General features: G+C 35.8%; 16 protein-coding genes. 3 read left to right on the plus strand and 13 right to left on the minus strand.

The features are described 5' to 3' along the window. Positions 1–66: 66 nt before the first annotated feature. The 10 genes from ACE1OF_RS06505 to rppH all read right to left on the minus strand — a co-directional run bounded on the left by ACE1OF_RS06505 (position 67) and on the right by rppH (position 11,715). A complete protein-coding gene (locus ACE1OF_RS06505) occupies positions 67–2,244 on the minus strand; it encodes a putative bifunctional diguanylate cyclase/phosphodiesterase (protein WP_448893440.1) in 2,178 nt (725 codons plus the stop codon). A 5-nt stretch (positions 2,245–2,249) separates the two neighbouring features. Further along, positions 2,250–2,744, minus strand: a complete 495-nt coding sequence (locus ACE1OF_RS06510; RefSeq protein ID WP_448893441.1) for a Rab family GTPase — start codon at positions 2,742–2,744, stop codon at positions 2,250–2,252. A 146-nt stretch (positions 2,745–2,890) separates the two neighbouring features. Beyond that, positions 2,891–4,651 carry an OmpA family protein gene (locus ACE1OF_RS06515; RefSeq protein WP_448893442.1) on the minus strand — a complete coding sequence of 587 codons (1,761 nt, stop codon included), beginning with the start codon at positions 4,649–4,651 and terminating at the stop codon, positions 2,891–2,893. Next, positions 4,651–5,196, minus strand: coding sequence for a hypothetical protein (locus tag ACE1OF_RS06520; RefSeq protein WP_448893443.1), 546 nt, complete (start codon positions 5,194–5,196; stop codon positions 4,651–4,653). The genes ACE1OF_RS06515 and ACE1OF_RS06520 overlap by 1 nt, the downstream gene beginning before the upstream one ends. A gap of 260 nt (positions 5,197–5,456) precedes the next feature. Further along, the gene (locus ACE1OF_RS06525; protein ID WP_448893444.1) at positions 5,457–6,134 is read right to left on the minus strand and encodes a hypothetical protein; all 678 of its coding nucleotides are present in this window, start codon (positions 6,132–6,134) and stop codon (positions 5,457–5,459) included. Positions 6,135–6,266: 132 nt separating this feature from the next. Continuing rightward, positions 6,267–7,118 (minus strand): thymidylate synthase, encoded by an 852-nt coding sequence (locus ACE1OF_RS06530; RefSeq protein ID WP_448893445.1) that lies wholly within the window; start codon positions 7,116–7,118, stop codon positions 6,267–6,269. Beyond that, positions 7,118–7,975 (minus strand): prolipoprotein diacylglyceryl transferase, encoded by an 858-nt coding sequence (gene lgt, locus ACE1OF_RS06535; protein ID WP_448893446.1) that lies wholly within the window; start codon positions 7,973–7,975, stop codon positions 7,118–7,120. The genes ACE1OF_RS06530 and lgt overlap by 1 nt, the downstream gene beginning before the upstream one ends. A 65-nt stretch (positions 7,976–8,040) precedes the next feature. Next, positions 8,041–8,832, minus strand: a complete 792-nt coding sequence (locus ACE1OF_RS06540) for a sulfite exporter TauE/SafE family protein (RefSeq protein ID WP_448893447.1) — start codon at positions 8,830–8,832, stop codon at positions 8,041–8,043. Next, positions 8,832–11,111: a phosphoenolpyruvate--protein phosphotransferase gene (gene ptsP, locus ACE1OF_RS06545; protein WP_448893448.1), complete on the minus strand. Its 2,280-nt coding sequence runs from the start codon at positions 11,109–11,111 to the stop codon at positions 8,832–8,834. Before ptsP ends, ACE1OF_RS06540 begins: the two co-directional genes overlap by 1 nt. A 76-nt stretch (positions 11,112–11,187) precedes the next feature. Continuing rightward, entirely contained in the window at positions 11,188–11,715 is a 528-nt protein-coding gene (rppH, locus tag ACE1OF_RS06550; RefSeq protein ID WP_448893449.1) for an RNA pyrophosphohydrolase, read from the minus strand. 138 nt (positions 11,716–11,853) lie between these two features. Between rppH and mutH the strand changes: the two genes are divergently transcribed. Next, entirely contained in the window at positions 11,854–12,540 is a 687-nt protein-coding gene (mutH, locus tag ACE1OF_RS06555; protein WP_448893450.1) for a DNA mismatch repair endonuclease MutH, read from the plus strand. 17 nt (positions 12,541–12,557) lie between these two features. Here mutH and ACE1OF_RS06560 read toward each other — a convergent pair whose 3' ends face one another. The 3 genes from ACE1OF_RS06560 to ACE1OF_RS06570 all read right to left on the minus strand — a co-directional run bounded on the left by ACE1OF_RS06560 (position 12,558) and on the right by ACE1OF_RS06570 (position 16,837). Beyond that, positions 12,558–13,433, minus strand: a complete 876-nt coding sequence (locus tag ACE1OF_RS06560; protein WP_448893451.1) for a D-hexose-6-phosphate mutarotase — start codon at positions 13,431–13,433, stop codon at positions 12,558–12,560. A 118-nt stretch (positions 13,434–13,551) separates the two neighbouring features. Further along, complete coding sequence (locus ACE1OF_RS06565; protein WP_448893452.1) at positions 13,552–15,762, minus strand: patatin-like phospholipase family protein; 2,211 nt, start codon at positions 15,760–15,762, stop codon at positions 13,552–13,554. 232 nt (positions 15,763–15,994) lie between these two features. After that, positions 15,995–16,837, minus strand: coding sequence for an HDOD domain-containing protein (locus ACE1OF_RS06570; RefSeq protein WP_448893453.1), 843 nt, complete (start codon positions 16,835–16,837; stop codon positions 15,995–15,997). Positions 16,838–17,125: 288 nt separating this feature from the next. Here ACE1OF_RS06570 and trhP point away from each other — a divergent pair, with 288 nt between their 5' ends. Further along, a complete protein-coding gene (gene trhP, locus ACE1OF_RS06575; protein ID WP_448893454.1) occupies positions 17,126–18,541 on the plus strand; it encodes a prephenate-dependent tRNA uridine(34) hydroxylase TrhP in 1,416 nt (471 codons plus the stop codon). A gap of 11 nt (positions 18,542–18,552) precedes the next feature. Then, a complete protein-coding gene (locus ACE1OF_RS06580; RefSeq protein WP_242284747.1) occupies positions 18,553–18,801 on the plus strand; it encodes a YfhL family 4Fe-4S dicluster ferredoxin in 249 nt (82 codons plus the stop codon). Positions 18,802–19,022 lie beyond the last annotated feature (221 nt).

Below are 19,022 nucleotides of genomic sequence, written 5' to 3' on the forward strand. Positions count from 1 at the left end.
CTTAGATTTAATGATTAAGGTCTGCCTGTTGTACTAATATATTTAAATATGAAAATTAGTGATGCTTTACTTTTGATTTTTGAGCAATGCTACAAATGCATCAAATTGAATGGGTTTACTAAAAAAATAGCCTTGTACTGAATTACACAAATTTTCTGAAAGAAAATCTAATTGTGCTTGGTTTTCGACACCTTCTGCAATAACACCTAAGTTTAAATTATGTGCCATTGCGATAACAGCTCTTACAATTGCTTTGTCATTATCATCACTGACTATATCTCTGACAAACGAACGATCAATTTTCAAGAAATCTAACGGTAATTGCTTTAAGTAAGACAATGAACTATAACCTGTGCCAAAATCATCTATTGCGACACTCATACCAATAGCCCTTACTTTATTAAGCAATTTTTCAGTAATAGCATAATCATCAATTAACACACCTTCTGTTATTTCTAATTCGAGTAAACCTGGATCAACTTTATAATGCTTAACACAAGCATGTAAATGCGAAAAAAGATTTTCATCAAATACCTGAGAGGGGGAAAGGTTCATTGATATTTTAACTTGATAGCCTAAACTATTTATTTTTTCAGCTATGTGACAAGCAGTATTAATTACCCATTTTCCAATGGTAATAATTAAACCACTTTTTTCAGCAACAGGGATAAATACGTCAGGATAAAGAATTCCTTTTTTGGGGTGATTCCAGCGTATTAACGCCTCAGCTTTTACTATCAGATTTCGCTCTAAATCAATAATGGGTTGCAAGTACAATTCAAATTCATTATTTTTGATGGCTTGCCTTAATTCATTTTCTATTTCTATTAATTGATGTGAAGCGTCCTTCATCGACTGAGAGTAAAACTGTAATGAATTTGCTTTCATTTTTTTGCCATTGTAGGCACTTAAATCAACAAACCTCATTAACTCTTCTACAGTTTGCGCATCTCGGGGAAAGTTTGCAGCGCCAATACTTATAGTGATATTAAAACTGCCTGACTTACTTGTTTCAAAGCTTTTTTTTGTGCAATGAATAATTCTTTTAACAACGTCTTCACACCATTCTTGGTTATCAATATGGGTTAAAATTATAGCAAACTCATCACCGCCTACCCTTGCAATAAAGTCAGATTCTTTAATAGTGCGTTTTATTCGGCCACTCAGTTCTATAAGTAATTTATCGCCTTCATCATGACCATAAAATTCGTTATGACGCCTAAAATCATTTATATCAACATAAAGTAAATAAAAGGGGGTGTTGGTTGCAATTTGTTTTTCAAGGGTTTGCCAAAAGGCAATTCGGTTCGGTAACTCCGTTAGCATATCTTGCAACGCAAGTTGCTCATTACGTTGTACTAAATATTTCAAATTACTAATGTCATTAGCAAAAACAATCCAATTTTTAACTTGGTTATATTCATCAACAACAGGATATAAAGCCACTTTAAGCCACTTTAATGTTGCAGGTGGAGACATCCAGCAAAGTTCACCGTCCCAAGTTGATTTGGTAGCAATTATTCGTTCATATTCTGGTAATTGATTTTTTAGTAAATGTAAAATAACATTCATGGGCTTAGATTGATTTTTTCTAGCGATATTATCTGGTAAATCTCCTGAAAGACTCTCTTGTTCAAACAAATTAATTGCTGCAGAATTTGCAATAATAGTGACAAAGTCATTGTCGGTAATCAATACGGCAAAACCAGCATTTTCTATTGCTTTAGTTAACGCAGTAAGAATATCATTTTGCTGAGTTGGTTTTTTTAGGATTGCCAGCAAACGCTCATGCAAATATTCATTCTGTTCAACTAAGCGGTCATTATGCTGTAAAAGCTCTCTCGCCGATTGCAATGTAGTTTGACGAAAGGTAAATTCCTCGGCTTGATTGCTAATTATTAATAAATTATGTAAGTCGTGTTTGATCGCTATAGCTTCTAAGTGCAATGCCTTATTACGAACAATTTCAGTCCAAAAACCTGAGCGTATTCTCGTATTTTCCTTACCACGCCAAATAAGCCTGCCATCAATCAGAAAATCCAGCAGAAAAGGGATATTTTCGTCTATAGTAAAAGCATTTTTACCTTTTGAGTCAGGAAATAAATCTCGAACCCATTGGCTATCTCCTTCAATAACACGAACTGTACCCGCTTCCTCATCAACCACTTCAAGCACAACTTGTTCCATCGCATTAAGTACACTACTGAGTACTTTACTTGGATCATTGCTGAGCGGTGAGGTCATTTTATTTAGTCCTTTAACAATAAGTAGGCCAACGAGGAAAACATATTTTCAACATTCTCCCCTGTTTTCGCGCTGGTACAAAATTGTAAATCAAATAGATCTTTATATTCTTCCAATCCTTTATCCTCCCAATGCCAATTGGGTTCAAGATCACATTTATTTATTGCCAAAATTGCAGGACAACTAGACACTTTTCGGGCGAGGGAGTGAATATTTAAACCTTTCATCAATGACGATATACGCGTTTGATCTACCACAATAATAAAAGCTGAAGCACCACGTAAATAACGTTCTTGAAAAACATTATAACGATCATTTCCTTCAATATCCCAAAGCATCAATTGAACTTTATTGTTCTCGGTTTCAATCACCTTTTTGTCAATTTTCACACCAATAGTTGTCAGATATTTTTCACTAAAAATACCTTCAACAAATTGTTTAACTAAACTTGTTTTTCCTACGTTAGATGCACCTAACAGACAAATTTTATGTTGATACAAAAGCCATCTCCAATCTATGGAATATCTTCTTTCAAATGCCACTTTATGTATGGCTTTTCCTTTGAATTTTTTTAACGATATACTTATTTATAGCTCAAAGACATCATAATATTCAATAATTAACGTGAAAAGTTTTATCACTCGCATTATTCTTTTTTCGCAAATAAAACATTGAACATCACTTTTCTTGCCTGATTATTAACTTTTTCGATATCTATTTGCCCTAGCCCAGTTATAAACATTTTCTGTTCACTAAAGCCTAATTTTCTCAGCACATTTCTTGAATTTTTAGCGCGTTGTAAGCTTAATTGCGCATTATTTACTCTGTTGCCCGAATTATCACTACAGCCAATCACTAATAAGCCAATATTTAATTCAAGTTCATCTGCCAGTTGCTCTAGCTGTTGTAAATATTGATATAGCTGCTGTAAGGTAACCGTCATCGTTGGTGTTATTTTGTCACTTTTAACAGAGAAATCGAGCTGTATAATTGATATTCTAGCAACAAGTTCATTAAAAATTTGTTGCGTAACTTTTTGGTCTGTTGCCATTATATTTGATGACGGCAATTTTATATCCTGAATATTGAGATTATTGCCTTCGCTAAACCCAACTGTTGCAAGTGCGTTCAACAATTTCTCAAGTTGCAGTAAGTCTATAGTGCCCGACAAGTTTAATACTTCATTTTGCCAATTGCTTTGTATTTGGGAGTATTGAGCTAATATTTGTTGTGCGCGAACAAGTAAAATTTCAGGTGACAATGAGTAATATTGGCGTTCAACCAATGCAAGCGATTCAATGGTTAAATCCTGTTTTTGTAACCACTCACTCACCCCAATAGCATTTGGATCACGTAATATATCAAGCTCAACTTGCTTGTCATTATGCACATAAATTTTGTTAACAATAATTCCAGGTTGGTTATCAAGCATCATTAACCTCTCTGTTAACCTTTCATTTTCCCACCATTGAAATGTTTTAAGGCAAATAATGACAGTAATGATGGATACTAAAATCCACGCAAACCATGGTTTTTTTTCAGTCGAAGACTCTGTTTTTTTTTGTTCTGATAATAAACAGTCTAATAATAACGCTTCAGAGTTAGCAAAACTTTGGTTATCTCCGTCAAACTGATTTAGCTCATCATTATATAACCGATGAATTTCTTCTAGAGTAACCTGCAATTGTTCACTGATAGCATGCGGTGGATTGCCCATAACGGCTGCTGCTATCAAGGCACTAGGCCCAGGCTTTATGAGTAAATTAAAATTATCAGTCGTTACTGTTTGTAATTGTTCTTTTAAACCGTTGTCATTATCTAAAAAAGAATCGCCTACAAAATCATTAATTGCTGTTAGCATAGAAGATATTAAGTCAGCGTCACCTTTACTCGCTTTACCTAAATCAACAAAATTAAGTAACAAGCCTGTTTCACGGTGAATAAGCAGAACATGCTCTACCCGATAAGAAAAAGTTTGTGAAGCAACATATTGAGAAAAATTTACACCCGCTTGCCAAGCTTCAATCCGCCACTTTAACCCCTTAATGGTAAAGCTACTATCAATTAACTGATTGGTTTTTTCCATAAAGTCAGCCAAAAACGATGTGACTGATTTTCTCACTAAACTTCCCATTAATGGGTAAAGAGAATTAACTAATTTATCACTATGATGCATCACCGAATGCGCAACTGAATCTTCGATTAGCGGTAGCAAAACTTTATTAACTGAGCCATCTTTTTTTTGTCTATCATGCAACGCCTCAGTAAGTACGTTACCCACAATATTACGCGCATCTTTTTTTATACTCTCAAGAATAATTCGATTATTCTTACCCAGTATTAGCGCTCTTATTTGTTCAAGTTGTTGTTTAGATTCAACTTGCCCAGTTGACGTCGGCTTTTGCATTATAACTGGTCATCTTCCAGGTTTGTTGCCATTGTCGCTAACAGTTTAGCAAGCGTTTTACGATCAGTTTTAGATGAGCTTAGCTCTTTTGAAACCTCTTCTAGGTGGGTTTTGAGTTGCTCAAGTTGTTCATTAAAAGTATTCGATAACGATACACTTTCTTTATCAAGCGTTTGTTCAATATTTTTTAAATCTTGTTGTGTAGCTGCAGCAAACATTTCATGCTCTGAAACCAAACTAGCATGTTCTTTTTGAATGGTTACTTCAACATCATCATGCATTTTATCAACAAAATGTAATCGCTTATCCAAATCATCTAATTGTTGCGTAAAACTTTCTTGCATTTTGTCTAAATGTTGTGAAAATTTCTTATCTTGAGCATTTAAAGTTTGCTCTAAATCATTACGTAATGTGGTTATTTTTGTAAGCAACTGCTGTTGCGCATCTCCGAATACTATTTGTCGGAGTTGATCTAGCTCTCCTATTTCAGGGGAGGAATCAGTAGAATCTGGTTGGGTTTTATCATTATTTTTCTTATTTGACATACTTACATCCATTCTCAATAAAAAAACTCTTTATATTGAGTGTAACAGTAAATTTGGAAAATGCTTTTTTTTTGAGTAGTTTTTTGTACTTAAAATCAACAGTTTCATTCATAATCTACTATAGACTATTCAAAAACAACTTATGTTAAGTTGGGGTTTAAATGACTTTATTACGCATAATACTTCGCCATAAAATCATACGTTAAGAAAATAATTTATTGAAAAAAGACAATAACCCTAAATTCACTATTTTTGTGCGCTTAAAGTTTCCATGCAATCTGATTACGTAATTGCTCAACTTGAGTCACATTTTTTCCTGCTACTGCAGTATAAACAAACGTACGATCGGCAACATTTACGCATTTGATCGTCGCTCGGTTATAGTTAAAATTACCATAAACATAATTACCATTTTTAACCACAGAGCTAAAACCAAGAGTGTTCAATATGTCAACTCCATTTGTCGCGCATTGTTCTGGTGATATGTCTAATTGTTTATGATGTGACCATAACTGGGGTATATAAATATGTGGGCGATCTTCATTTTCTGTACTAGTAGAAGCGGTATTGGTTAAAATCACTTTTGCTGTGCCAGAACGACCTTGTTCTTTAAAAAAATTTGTATTTAAATGATGTTTTAACGTTTCATGCACAATAGCATTTAGTATTACTGCCGATTTATGATCTTCTTTAGCCACATACATATAACTGGCATGGTTAGTTAATAACGGCTTATTTTTTCTAACACTTGCTAAGTAACCTTTACTGATCAGTGTATCTTGTAAAGCGATAGCATCAGCTTTTCTCGATGGGTGATAAAAAATACTAACGTTAATAATATTATCAATGCTCGTGTCGATCTTGTTATCACTGCCTGTTGAAGAGCACCCTTGTAATAAGCTGATTAAAAGTAATAATACTCTAAATTTAAAAGTCATATTCATCTCAGGCCTTTGATTAGGTATATAAACACGCTGATTTTCACAATCCTAGCATGTCCCAAAAAAATCATTACATTTAAATAAACGAATTAAAATGTTGTTTTCGTATCACGATCCATTAACAATTATTTATACAGCAAACGGGTATTTTATAGCCTCATGACATTGGTAGCCTTCAACCGAAAAATCATCCATGGTCACCCAAGTCTCAAGGTCTTTAAGTGATTTAATGTCAGGATTTATAATTAACTTAGGTAAAGGTAACGGTTCACGTTTTAGTTGTACGTCTTTCATCAGTGCTAATTGGTCTTCGTAAATGTGCGCATTCACAATTTTATGATAGGCAACACCTGGTTTAAGCCCCGTGATTTGCGCCATAATAGCTAAAAAGAAAAACACCTGCACTTGATTGAAATTCAAACCCAGTGGTACATCGCAAGAGCGCTGATAACTAGTTAAATAAAGTGTGCCATCCAAAATTGAAAAATTATGGGTATGCATACAAGGCCTTAAACACCCCATGTGAAACTCACCGGGGTTGTAAAAGGTCAAAATTTCCGCACGGTCATCTACCCCTTGGCTTAAGTTATCCACTATTTTTTGCAATTGATCAAGGCTACCACCATCAGGTTTCGCCCAAGTTCTACCTTGTACGCCATACACTCGCCCCATATCGTCCTCACCTTTACGGTAAGCATTATTGAGCCAAGCATCATTTAAATTGGCATTGGCATCCCATGTTTTTGTACCAAGTTTCCGAAAATCTGCTGCATTATCATATCCACGAATATAGCCAATGAACTCAGCTATCGCCGATTTAAAAAAACTCTTGCGTGTGGTGATCATGGGGAATTCATTCGCGGCAACATTATACTCTAAATCAGCGTTAATCACGGTTAAGCAGCGTTTACCTGTACGGCTATTTTCAACCCAAGAGCCTTGTTCAACAATGCGTTGACATAAATCTAAATAAGCGCGCATTATGCTTTTCCTTTTTTATTCATCGTTTTATCTTTAGTCGTTTTTTTATTTGAAATCTCAGTTTTTGCTTGAGTTAAGCAACCTAGATATATAATTAGCATACCTGCTAAAATCATTGGGATACTTAATATTTGCCCTTTCGACATAAAGGAAAAATATAACCCTAAATGTGCATCAGGCTCTCGATAAAACTCAACGATTGACCTAAATACGCCATAACCTATTAGAAAGACTCCCGAGGCCAAGCCAAGACTTCTTGGTTTACGAGTAACAAAATACATAATAATAAATAGCACAACCCCTTCTAAAAAGAACTCATATAATTGCGAAGGGTGTCGAGGTAATTGCAGTGAATCAGTTGGAAACACCATTGCCCACGGAACATCTGTTTGTCTGCCCCATAACTCCGCGTTAATAAAGTTACCTAAACGTCCCATTCCTAAACCAATAGGTACAAGAGGTACAACAAAATCGCCTACCGATAAAAATGATTTTTGGGTTTTCCGAGCAAAAAGATACACGGCCGTAGTCACACCTAATAAACCACCATGAAATGACATACCGCCTTCCCAAATTTGGAAAAGGTAGAGTGGATCGGATAAAAAATATTCCCACTGATAAAACAGCACGTAACCAATACGCCCCCCTAAAACTACCCCCAGAAACCCATAAAATAATAAATCACTGACTTGCTCACGAGTCCAAACCCCCTGACTTTTATCCGCTGCTTTATTGGCAATAAACATTGCTCCGATAAAGCCCACTAGGTACATCATGCCATACCAGCGAAGCGCAACAGGCCCTATGCTGAAAATAATAGGGTCAATTACTGGAAATTGTAAAAACTGTTCTGTCATTTTTTATCCATCTAAAGTTTTACGTAGTTATCTTAATATTTAGTATCTATCTGCGTAAGAGAAAATTATGTAAATATCATTTTTATTGCCACTAAAATAAGAAAAATGGCAAAACACTTTTTTAAGGTTTGTACGGGTAAGTTTACCGCAAATTTAACACCAACGGGTGCAAATAATGAGGATGTTAATACAATACCCAATAAAGCGGGTAAATATACATACCCTAAGCTCCATGCAGGTAATAACTCATTATCAAGCCCTGAAAGGATATAACCTAATGATCCAAACAATGCCACCATTACGCCACATACCGTTGCAATACCAATACAGTGCCTTAATGGCATACCAAAATAAGTTAATACAGGTACTAAAATTGCTCCGCCAGCCATCCCCATTAAGCTCGCTATCACACCTGTAAACCAACTAATAAACTGTAGAGTAATTTTTGAAGGCATTTGAGTAGCACGATTGGCCCGAATAGACGCTAGCAAATATGACGCTAACACGATAACGGCACCCGCAAACAAATTTTTTAATGCTTGCGCTGATAATTGATCCGCAATAAAAGCACCAACCAAGGCGCCAAAAGCGACTATAAACATGAGTGGTCTAGTAATGTCCCAAGGGATATTTTTATTCTTATGGTGAGCAATAGCAGCACTTGATGACGTCATTACAATAGCAGCTAATGAGGTTGCCAGTGCCATGGGCATGATAACATCATGACTGATACCCATTTGAGGTAATAGATACACTAAAGCAGGTACAACAACCAAACCGCCACCAATACCAAGCAATCCAGCCAAGAACCCTGTAAATGCTCCCAGTAATATACAACTAATAAATATTAATAACATTACATTCCAGCACGAATAAAACCACCCAAATCTAATTGTTCAAGTTGCTCGTTTAAATAACTGTGCACTTGCTTAGCCGTGGTAAGTTTTAAAGTATCAGACAAAATAATTTTTGCCCTTTCATAGTTTACATGGCGAATAACCCATTTTATTCGCGCTATATTATGCCCATTCATACTGAGTTTATCAAAACCCATTGCTAATAATAATAACGCACCCGCTGGTTCACCAGCTAATTCACCACATAAACTTAATGGTACAGAGTACTTGGTTGACTGTTTTGCAATAGTATTTAGCGCTCTAAGCACCGCAGGGTGATAAGCATCATGTAAACTAGCGACTTGTGCATTATTACGATCAACCGCTAATAAATACTGGGTTAAGTCATTACTACCTACTGAAAAAAAATCGACGCGTTGAGCTAACTCTTCTAACTGAAAAATTACTGATGGCACTTCCAACATTATACCTATTTTAGGTCGAGGAAGCTTACCTTTAGTTTCTTCATGGGCTAACTCATTGCTTACTTCAAAGTAAGCTTGATTGATTAAACGAATGGCTTCATCAACTTCGTTAACGTTTGATATCATCGGTAACATTATTTCTAAATTATTATAATATTGATTCGCTCGGATCATAGCTCGAGCTTGTACTAAAAATATTTCAGGATGATCCAAGGTAATTCGAATACCACGCCAACCTAAAAAAGGGTTGTCTTCGATGATAGGAAAATAAGGTAATGATTTATCTCCCCCTACATCTAACGTACGCATAGTTACCGTTTGAGGTGAAAATTCTGACAGTATTTTGTCATATAATTTAGTTTGCTCTTGCTCTGAAGGAAAACAATGGCGATCCATAAACGGAATTTCTGTTCGATATAAACCAACGCCTAAACTATCTAAATTATCTGGGCATTCAAAGCCTGTAGATAAGCCAGCATTTAATTGTAATTCTATTTTTTTACCATCTTGAGTAATCGTTGGTAAATGAATTTCTTGCTGGATCTTACAAATTAACTCACTTTCTTGAGCAACTAAATATTGATATTCACGTTTTAATGCATCGTCAGGGTTAATAAATAATTCACCGCTGTAACCGTCTACGATAGCTTGTTGGCGATCAAACTGTGCAATGGGGATTTTAGCTAATCCCATAATAGCGGGTACTTCCAATGCGTGCGCTAAAATAGCTGCATGTGAATTAGCCGAGCCAGACAACGAAACAATTGCCTTTAACCCTTTATGTTGATATTCAGCCAACATTGATGCACTCACCTCTTCGGCAAGTAGAATAAAGGACTTGGGTAATTCCAATTTTTGTGATTTTTGTTGAAGATTAAGTAACAACCTATTACCTAAATCACGAATATCACTGGCTCGCTCTTTTAAATAACTATCATCTATTGATTCAAACTGAAGTACATAATATTCAATCACAAGTTTTAAGGCACTTTCTGCTTGCCAACCTTGTGCAATTTTTTTCTCAACGCCTTGGCGAATATCAGCCTGTGCTAATAATTGTTTATAAACATCAAAAATAGCGAGACTATCATCTGTAATAAATTCACTAAGTTTTTGACTTAATTGTTCAAAGTCAGCGAGGGTTTTAGCTACAGCTTTTTTAAAGCGCTTAACCTCTTTATCTTGCTGAACTAAACTCACTTTTTGTAATGCCAGTGTTGAAAGTTCAACTTTGGGCTGATAAACAACTATTTCACTTAGTGCAATACCTGGCGCACCCGCAATACCTAATAATTGTTTTACTCCCTTATTTTTATCTTCTTGATTAAATAAGTTTTTTATTTCCGCATTAACGAAAGCATTGGCTAATTGAGCAGCAAGTGTCACCAAAAAAGCTTCTTCATTTTCAGTAAAGCTTCTTGCATGTTTTTGCTGAATAGAGATAATTCCCAAGACTTTACGTTTATGAATAATAGGAGTGCCTAAAAAAGCATTAAAATCATCTTCTTCAACTTCTGGGGCATGCATAAAATGCTGATGGTGACGGGCATTTGCAATATTAATTGGCTCTTCTCGTTGGCCAACTAATCCAATTAAACCTTCAGAAAAACCTATGGTTGTTTGCCCAAAAGACTGTTGCGCTAAACCGTCTGAGGCCATCAATAAAAAATGTTCTTGAGAATAGTCAGCTAAATAAACAGAACAACAGTCTGTTTTTAATGCTTTTTTGATTTGACTAACCATCCGCTCTAATGCCACTTGCATTTGCGTTTCTTGACTAAACTCAAGCACTATTCGGCGTAGCGTGGTTAACATAATGTCCTTTTGAAGTTATAAAAAAGATAAAAAAGCCCACATTAAGTAGGCTTTAGGGTCTAACTCATAGTAATAATTAAGCTGGACGTTTGCGTCGAGTGGGTCGTCGGTCAGGACGTTTTTCATATGAAAAAGCTAAGGCCTGTGAAGCAAACTCTTTCATCACTTTTCGATAAACATCACGCTTAAATGACACAACTTGTCGTACTGGATACCAGTAACTTACCCAACGCCAATCATCAAATTCAGGATGTGAGCTGTTAAGTAGATCTACTGATGATTCAGGTGCGGTTAATTTTAATAAAAACCACTTTTGTTTTTGCCCAATACAAACAGGTTTACTGTCGTGTCTTATATAACGTTTTGGTAATTTGTACTTTAGCCAATGCTTGGTTGAAGCAACAATTTTCACATGCTCTGGTTTTAAACCGACTTCTTCATATAACTCTCGAAACATGGTTTGCTCTGCCGTTTCTTCACCATCAACCCCTCCTTGAGGGTATTGCCATGAATGTTGCCCAAACCGTCTTGCCCAAAATACTTGTCCCCTGCCATTAATTATTACTATGCCGACGTTGGCTCGGTAGCCTTCGGCATCGATCACAGGAACTCCTGAAAACTAAAAATCATTATGTAGATTCAACCACAATAACGGCAACTGAGCAAATGATTACTTTGATTTTTTCTATAATTCACTCGATAATAAGCCTTTATTTAAATCGTCGTTGGCCATAACAGCATAATGAAAATACCTAGTTGTAAGCAAGAATTACTCAATAGAGTGCAAAGTTTAGCAGGGTTAACGCTAGCCGAAGTTGCTAATAATGCAAACATTGAAATTCCTGTAGATCTAAAGCGCAATAAAGGTTGGATAGGTTTACTGCTTGAGCATGTATTAGGCGCTAGCGCCAGTTCTAGGCCTGAGCCTGATTTTCCTACTTTAGGTATTGAATTAAAAACACTGCCAATTAATAGTCAAGGTAAACCATTAGAAACCACCTTTGTTTGTGTTGCTCCCCTAACAGGGTTAGTGGGTGTTAACTGGCAAAACTGTTGGCTGAAAAAAAAATTGTCAACCGTATTATGGGTACCTATTATTTGCGATACACCAAGTGAAAAAAATATTCCTTTAGCAATGCGTCGAATTGGCAGTGCATTTCTTTGGTCACCTTCAGAACAAGAAGAACAACTGCTGGCAATGGACTGGCAAGAATTAACCGATATGATTGTGCTCGGTGAAGTTGAAAAAATTGACGGTAAACATGGCCAAGTTTTACAACTAAGACCCAAAGCCGCTAATGCTAAAGCCAAAACGCAAGCGTTTGATAAACATGGCAAACCCTTTATGACATTGCCTCGTGGCTTTTATTTGAAAATTCCTTTTACACAAGCAATTTTAAATAAAAACTTACGCATAAACTCGCTTTAAAAGAGCGAACATTTTATCTACTCACTGTATACCAATATTTCTTGCTCCATGCTTGCACTCTGGCCCGCTGCCAGTAATTGCATTTGAGTATTAGCCGCTTCTAAACATACAAACTCTTGTTCACCATTAGAGTGGATATCAGCCATATTATTTGCGAGTTCGGCACCTGGACTCCAAAAAACCCATTGCTGTGTATTACGTGCTTTAAGTTCAATAACTCTTTGCCAGTGATTGTCGATAATACGCACGACTTTATCTGTATGATAAATTCGATCTACAGGGCCTATGCCGTTTTTGAATAACTGAGGTTCACACAATTTTTCTGTTAATTTATCATAAAAAGTAGCTTGTTCTAAAGCTGGTATTTGTACTGCTTTTGGCGTACTAACAGCGAAGTAAGTATGTAAAGCTCCCGTGTAATAGGCATCAGTATCACTTAAATTTGTCATACATAATACCTGTTTAAACGATTGTCCAAAAAATAGTACTTGCTTTAATTTGCTAGAAAATGGCCAAAGCTCATTTATATTGTTACCTTGCCAAACTAAGCCAATTTCAACACCTTGTTCGCTAATATCAATACTGTCTACTTGCCATTGCTGTGTGCGAGCAAAACCATGGTTACCCTCGTTATTATCAAAATCATCAGGGTGAGCCCCAAACCATGGCCAGCATAGAGGAATTCCCCCTCGAATTGCTTTTCCTTGTTCAAAGTCAGAAACTGTAGACAACCAAAAAACCTCTTTTTCACCCGTTGGTTGCCAAGTAAGAACTTGACCACCGTACAAACTAACAGTAGCTGACGCACTCTTATGTTCAACTTCTAGTACAGAAATTCCTTTAGATAATTCGGCTTGGTATACTTGACCATATTCATTTTTAGTTAACAACATTATTCAAATTCCATAGACATATGAGTTCTAACTCATGTAAGTTAGAATTTATTCTGATAAGCGCAATAAATTACGCCCTACAATGGATCTCACACTTTTATAGGGTGAGATGCAAAAATTAAAAGCTTTTACCTAGAGATAAAAATATTGTGCTTTCACCATCAGGAGCAAAACCAATACCAAAAACAGCGGGTCCAAAGTCGGTATCAGTTCCTAAGTACAAACTGCCTGAATGCACAACATCATCTAAACTAACTGATTCATTAACATCCCACACATTGCCTCCTTCAAGGCTTAATCCTAGATAAAGTGGTAAACTGGTTTTACCAAACAATTCACGTCCTAAATCATACTGATAAACTAATGCCATAAAACCCTTATGTACGCCAATCAAGGCATCTTTTTGGTAACCTGAAAGATTCAAAAAACCGCCAAGTTCAGTAACATGAACCGTAAAGTCAGTATCGCTATCAACCGTTGCAAATGAGGCTATTCCAACAAAAGTATGATTATTAATATGAAATGCACCACGCCAATCAAAAGTAATTTCAAGTGATTTATCTTTTGGTTCAATACCTGCTGATTCTTGATAATTATCCTTTCGCCACATCATATTAATTGATAGTTTATTCCCTTGAGTTGGAAAATTCATACTATTTAAACTGTCGTAGTTAAACGATAAATAAGCACCAAGAGAATCATGGTCAAGTGACGTTTGCATTCCATCTTCAAAAGCTATTTTCCCTTTTTCACCAATAATACCTAATTCTACCGCGCCATCATTGTGGTAATTAAATCCAAGACCTGCTTTAGCAAGAAAGAACTTATTAATAATTTCAGATCTCCCTTTAGTTGACGCCCATTTATCATGAGCATATTGAACTCTTGATCGAATAAAGTAATGTTGTCGCTCTTCTAATGGCAGATAAAACTCACTGGCTAACATAGATTCCCAACCCAGTTTTACTTTATTAGTCCACATACCGCCATAATGTGTCATTTCATTTTGAATATAGGCAAAATCCAAATCAACAACTGAGCCATTAGCAAAGTCACTTTCTAAATTAAAACCAAGTTTAAGATAATTAGGCCCCCACGATTTTTCACGAGTTGTTAATATTAGTTTTCGTCCTTGAGGTAAGTCTATGAACTCAGCATCAACCTGCTCAAATTCATCAATCGCATAGATACGATTAAGCGCTAATTGTAGTTGTTCTTTACTGACAATATCACCTAAGTTTATTCCAAGTTTTTCTTCAATAACAGAAGTACTTACCGATGAATTATTGTTATATTCAATGCCAACAATGGGTTGCTTGAACGGCCTAAACCATGCAAGACTTTTCTGTTTTTTTTGTTGTTGAAATCGTGTGTATTCAACATCACTAACACTCAAGTTTTTTAACTCTTGTTCAGCAAGTAAAGCGGCTTGTTTTCCTAATTCAAGAGCCTTATGCATAATAGAAAAGTCAGTGGTACTTAAATCATCAATATCAGGACGAATTAATATGTCCTTTGTAGAAATATATTTTTTTTGAGCAAGTGTCGTGTTATTGGTTAGAATGTTTGATAATTGGTCAATAACATCAAGCGTGCTTTTAATATTATTGGTTGATAATAATGGTGAGCCAATATCTACGGCAATGACAATATCAGCTCCTATGGCTTTTGCCACATCAATAGGCATGTTATTAACGATTCCACCATCAACAAGTAATTTGCCATCAATAATAACTGGATTCACAGCACCAGGTACCGCAGCAGAAGCACGCATTGCTTTAGTAACACTGCCTTTATCAATAACCACCATTTTGGCGGTAGCTAAATCTGAAGCTATAGCCCGATAAGGAATAGCTAAATAATCAAAATGTTCAAATGTAGGTACAACATCAGTCGATAGTTTTAGCAAATTTGCTGCCGACTGCCCTAATAATAATCCACTAGATGATTTTATTTCTCCATCGGTAATACCTAAACGTATAGGGATATTATATAAGTCTCTTAACTCTTTACGCTCAAACGATAACAAACTTCTTGAGACCAAATCTGAATAGCTATCATCCCATGGTATATTGAGCATAATATGCTCAATATCATCTACACTATAACCTAGTGCATATAAACCACCTACATAAGCACCAATGCTGGTACCAACCACATAATCAATAGGAATTTTATTTTGTTCAATAACCTTAAGAACACCAATATGTGCTGCCCCTTTTGCACCACCACCACTTAATACCAATCCTATTTTTGGACGTGATTGAGCATACAACAATGAGCTAGAGGTAATGGAGAATAAAAGAATAAATAAGAAAAACAAGCGCATAAAATTAGAAACATTAAATAAAATAACTACTGTGCAGTAAAGCTTACCGTTTTATGGATAGGTATTCACCTTTAATTAAAGGGTTTAATCTTGGTGTTTGTGTTTTCTTACCTATACAACCGAGATCTCTGAGGCACTATACTGATATATTAATGTCAGAGTAACTAACCTAAACTCGGTTTAAGAGATAGTTAACAGATTGAAATACCAGTGAAAATTATTTTTACAAGGGTTATACAAACATTGATTTAACATCAGTGCATCGCGCTTTAAAATTATCAGTATCCATAAAGTTTACGTCAGATAAAATCCCTTTTTTTACATAAGCAGCTAATAATGAATCTTGCGTTAATTGGCTTTTAAATACATTGTGATAAATACTACCAGCACGAATAAAGTCTAAGTAATGAATATCTTCAGGTAAAACAGTTAAATCACTCCAACTTTCAGCAACCGATATTAACTCTTCTGAAAAACCCCATTCTCGTGTGACTTTACCACCTACTTTACCTGACAATTTAGCAATAGCTTGCTGTAAAAACTTAGGATTTGCAAAAATATCTGGATGTTGCTCCGCTTCAGTTAAAATAGGCAATGTCCCTACATTATGAACAAGCGCTGCGAGAGTCATGGTGTCTAAACTTAATGATGTATGTTTATTTTTTTCAAGGTACATACTCATTAAGCTAATAGCAACAGACGCTATATCTATGGTTTTATTCCATGACTTATCCATATACATAGCAACAATATCATTTTTTGAAACAAATATTTGTTTAAGTGCCATCGCAGTAACAATACTTTTAATTTGGCTTAAACCAATACGTGTCACCGCTTGAGATACACTCTCAACTTTAACCGTTCTTCCCAATAACGCACTATTGGCAACTTTAACCATACCTAAAGATAACGCGGGGTCATGCTCAATAATATTACCCAAGTGAGCTAAATTAACATTGGGATCATCTACAGCTTCTCTTACTTTTAATGCAACTTTTGGCAGCGTTGGTAAAACTAATGCGCCCTGTTTTATTTTTTCTTCTAAGATTATATACAAGGCATTTTCAGCAGGCATATATTTCTCCTTGATTTTTTTATTGCTATAGCTTTAAAAGTAGCACACTTCCTATTAACGCCAAGGTTTTTTTAAATGTTTTTCAATATGGTACAAAATATGATTTTTTTGAACATTTTTCACACTAACGGTTGATTATCCTAAATTTAAGCATTACTAAAAACCATAGTAGAATCTTTGTTGTTCAAGGCCGTGTTTATTTCTGTTTTAGATTGCCCATACTGGCGCTTTTTCTTATAATGCGCCCCTTATTACTCCTTGCTCCCAAAAACTAAATAGATAAATTTTATGTTAAAACCTGAATTATTGTCGCCTGCTGGCAGCCTAAAAAATATGCGATACGCCTTTGCGTATGGTGCTGACGCCGTTTATGCAGGACAACCACGCTACTCGCTAAGGGTTCGCAATAATGAATTTTCGTTAGAGAACATTAAAATAGGGATAGATGAGGCACATGCTTTAGGAAAAAAATTCTATTTAGTCAATAATATTGCTCCGCACAATGGCAAATTAAAAACCTTTTTAAAAGACATTGCGCCAGTTATTGCTATGCAGCCAGATGCCTTAATCATGTCTGATCCTGGATTAATCATGATGGTGCGAGAAAATTATCCTGACATGTCTATTCATTTATCGGTACAAGCCAATGCAGTAAATTGGGCAACCGTTAAATTTTGGCACCAGCAAGGGGTTGAGCGGGTCATTTTATCACGAGAGCTTTCCCTTGATGAAATTGAAGATATTCGACTACATTGTCCAGAAATGGAGCTTGAAGTTTTTGTTCATGGTGCATTATGCATGGCGTATTCGGGACGATGCTTACTTTCTGGTTATATTAACAAACGCGATCCAAACCAAGGCACTTGCACTAATTCATGTCGTTGGAAATACGATACTCATGAAGCCAAAGAGACTGAAACAGGCGATATTATTGCCGTTAATCCAACAAGCTCCTTGCCTGAAATTTATACGCCTGACACTTCTATTGTCACACCTGACGACTCTCTAATTAAGAATCGGCCAATTGATGATGTGATTTTATTGCAAGAGCAAGGGCGCCCGGGTGAGTATATGCCTGCTTTTGAAGATGAACATGGCACTTATATTATGAATTCAAAAGATTTACGTGCTGTTGAACATGTAGAACGATTAGTTAAGATGGGTGTTCACTCTCTAAAAATTGAAGGTAGAACCAAATCTTTTTACTACTGCGCACGTACCGCCCAAGTGTATAATCAAGCGATTAATGATGCCATGGCCGAAAAAGCATTTAACCCTAATTTGAATACTGATCTAGAACATCTAGCACACCGAGGTTATACCGAAGGCTTTTTGAAACGTCACCGCCCTTCTGATACACAAAATTATGACTATGGTTATTCAAAAAGTGATACACAACAGTTTGTTGGTGAAGTACTCGGTAGAAATGAATCATCTGGCTTAATTGAAATTGATGTTAAAAATAAATTTTTAGTGGGAGATAGACTCGAATTAATGACTCCCGACGGTAATGTTAGCTTCATCTTAACTAAAATGCTCAATAGTAAAACAGATGAAGAAATTACTGATGCCAAAGGCTCTGGCCATAAAGTTTCTATCGCATTAGAGACAGAATTAAACTTAACTTTCGGCATAATTATGCGTTATTTAACTGACGGTGGCACTACTAGACATCCTTTTACCCAAAATCAAGCTGACAAATAAGGCCAAAATTTATGGCATTATTAATTGAAGACAGCTGTATCAATTGTGATATGTGTGATCCAGAATGCCCTAATGAAGCAATTACCTTAGGTGAGCACATTTATGAAATTGACCCAGACAAATGCACCGAATGTATAGGTCATTACGACAAACCAACCTGTGTTAGTGTGTGCCCTATCGATTGCGTGAAACCTGATCCCGATAAAGTTGAAAGCGAAGACTCTTTATTAGCAAAATTTATAAAAATGCACGGTGCTTGATGCCGTGTAATTGATTTAAACAAGAACGCTACATAAATGTAGCTTATAGAAAATGCCTTACCTCTAAGCCTTTTAATTCTCGCTGAGAGGGAAATAACTTAATGGTATTAATCAATTGACATATAATACCAATTTGATTAAATTTCTTCCCAACTCAGAGCTTCATTAGCGAGCTTAGAACAAGGAAAATTGATTAAACATAGTTACTCTATATTTCTTCA

It is taken from the genome of Colwellia sp. E150_009, assembly GCF_053543955.1.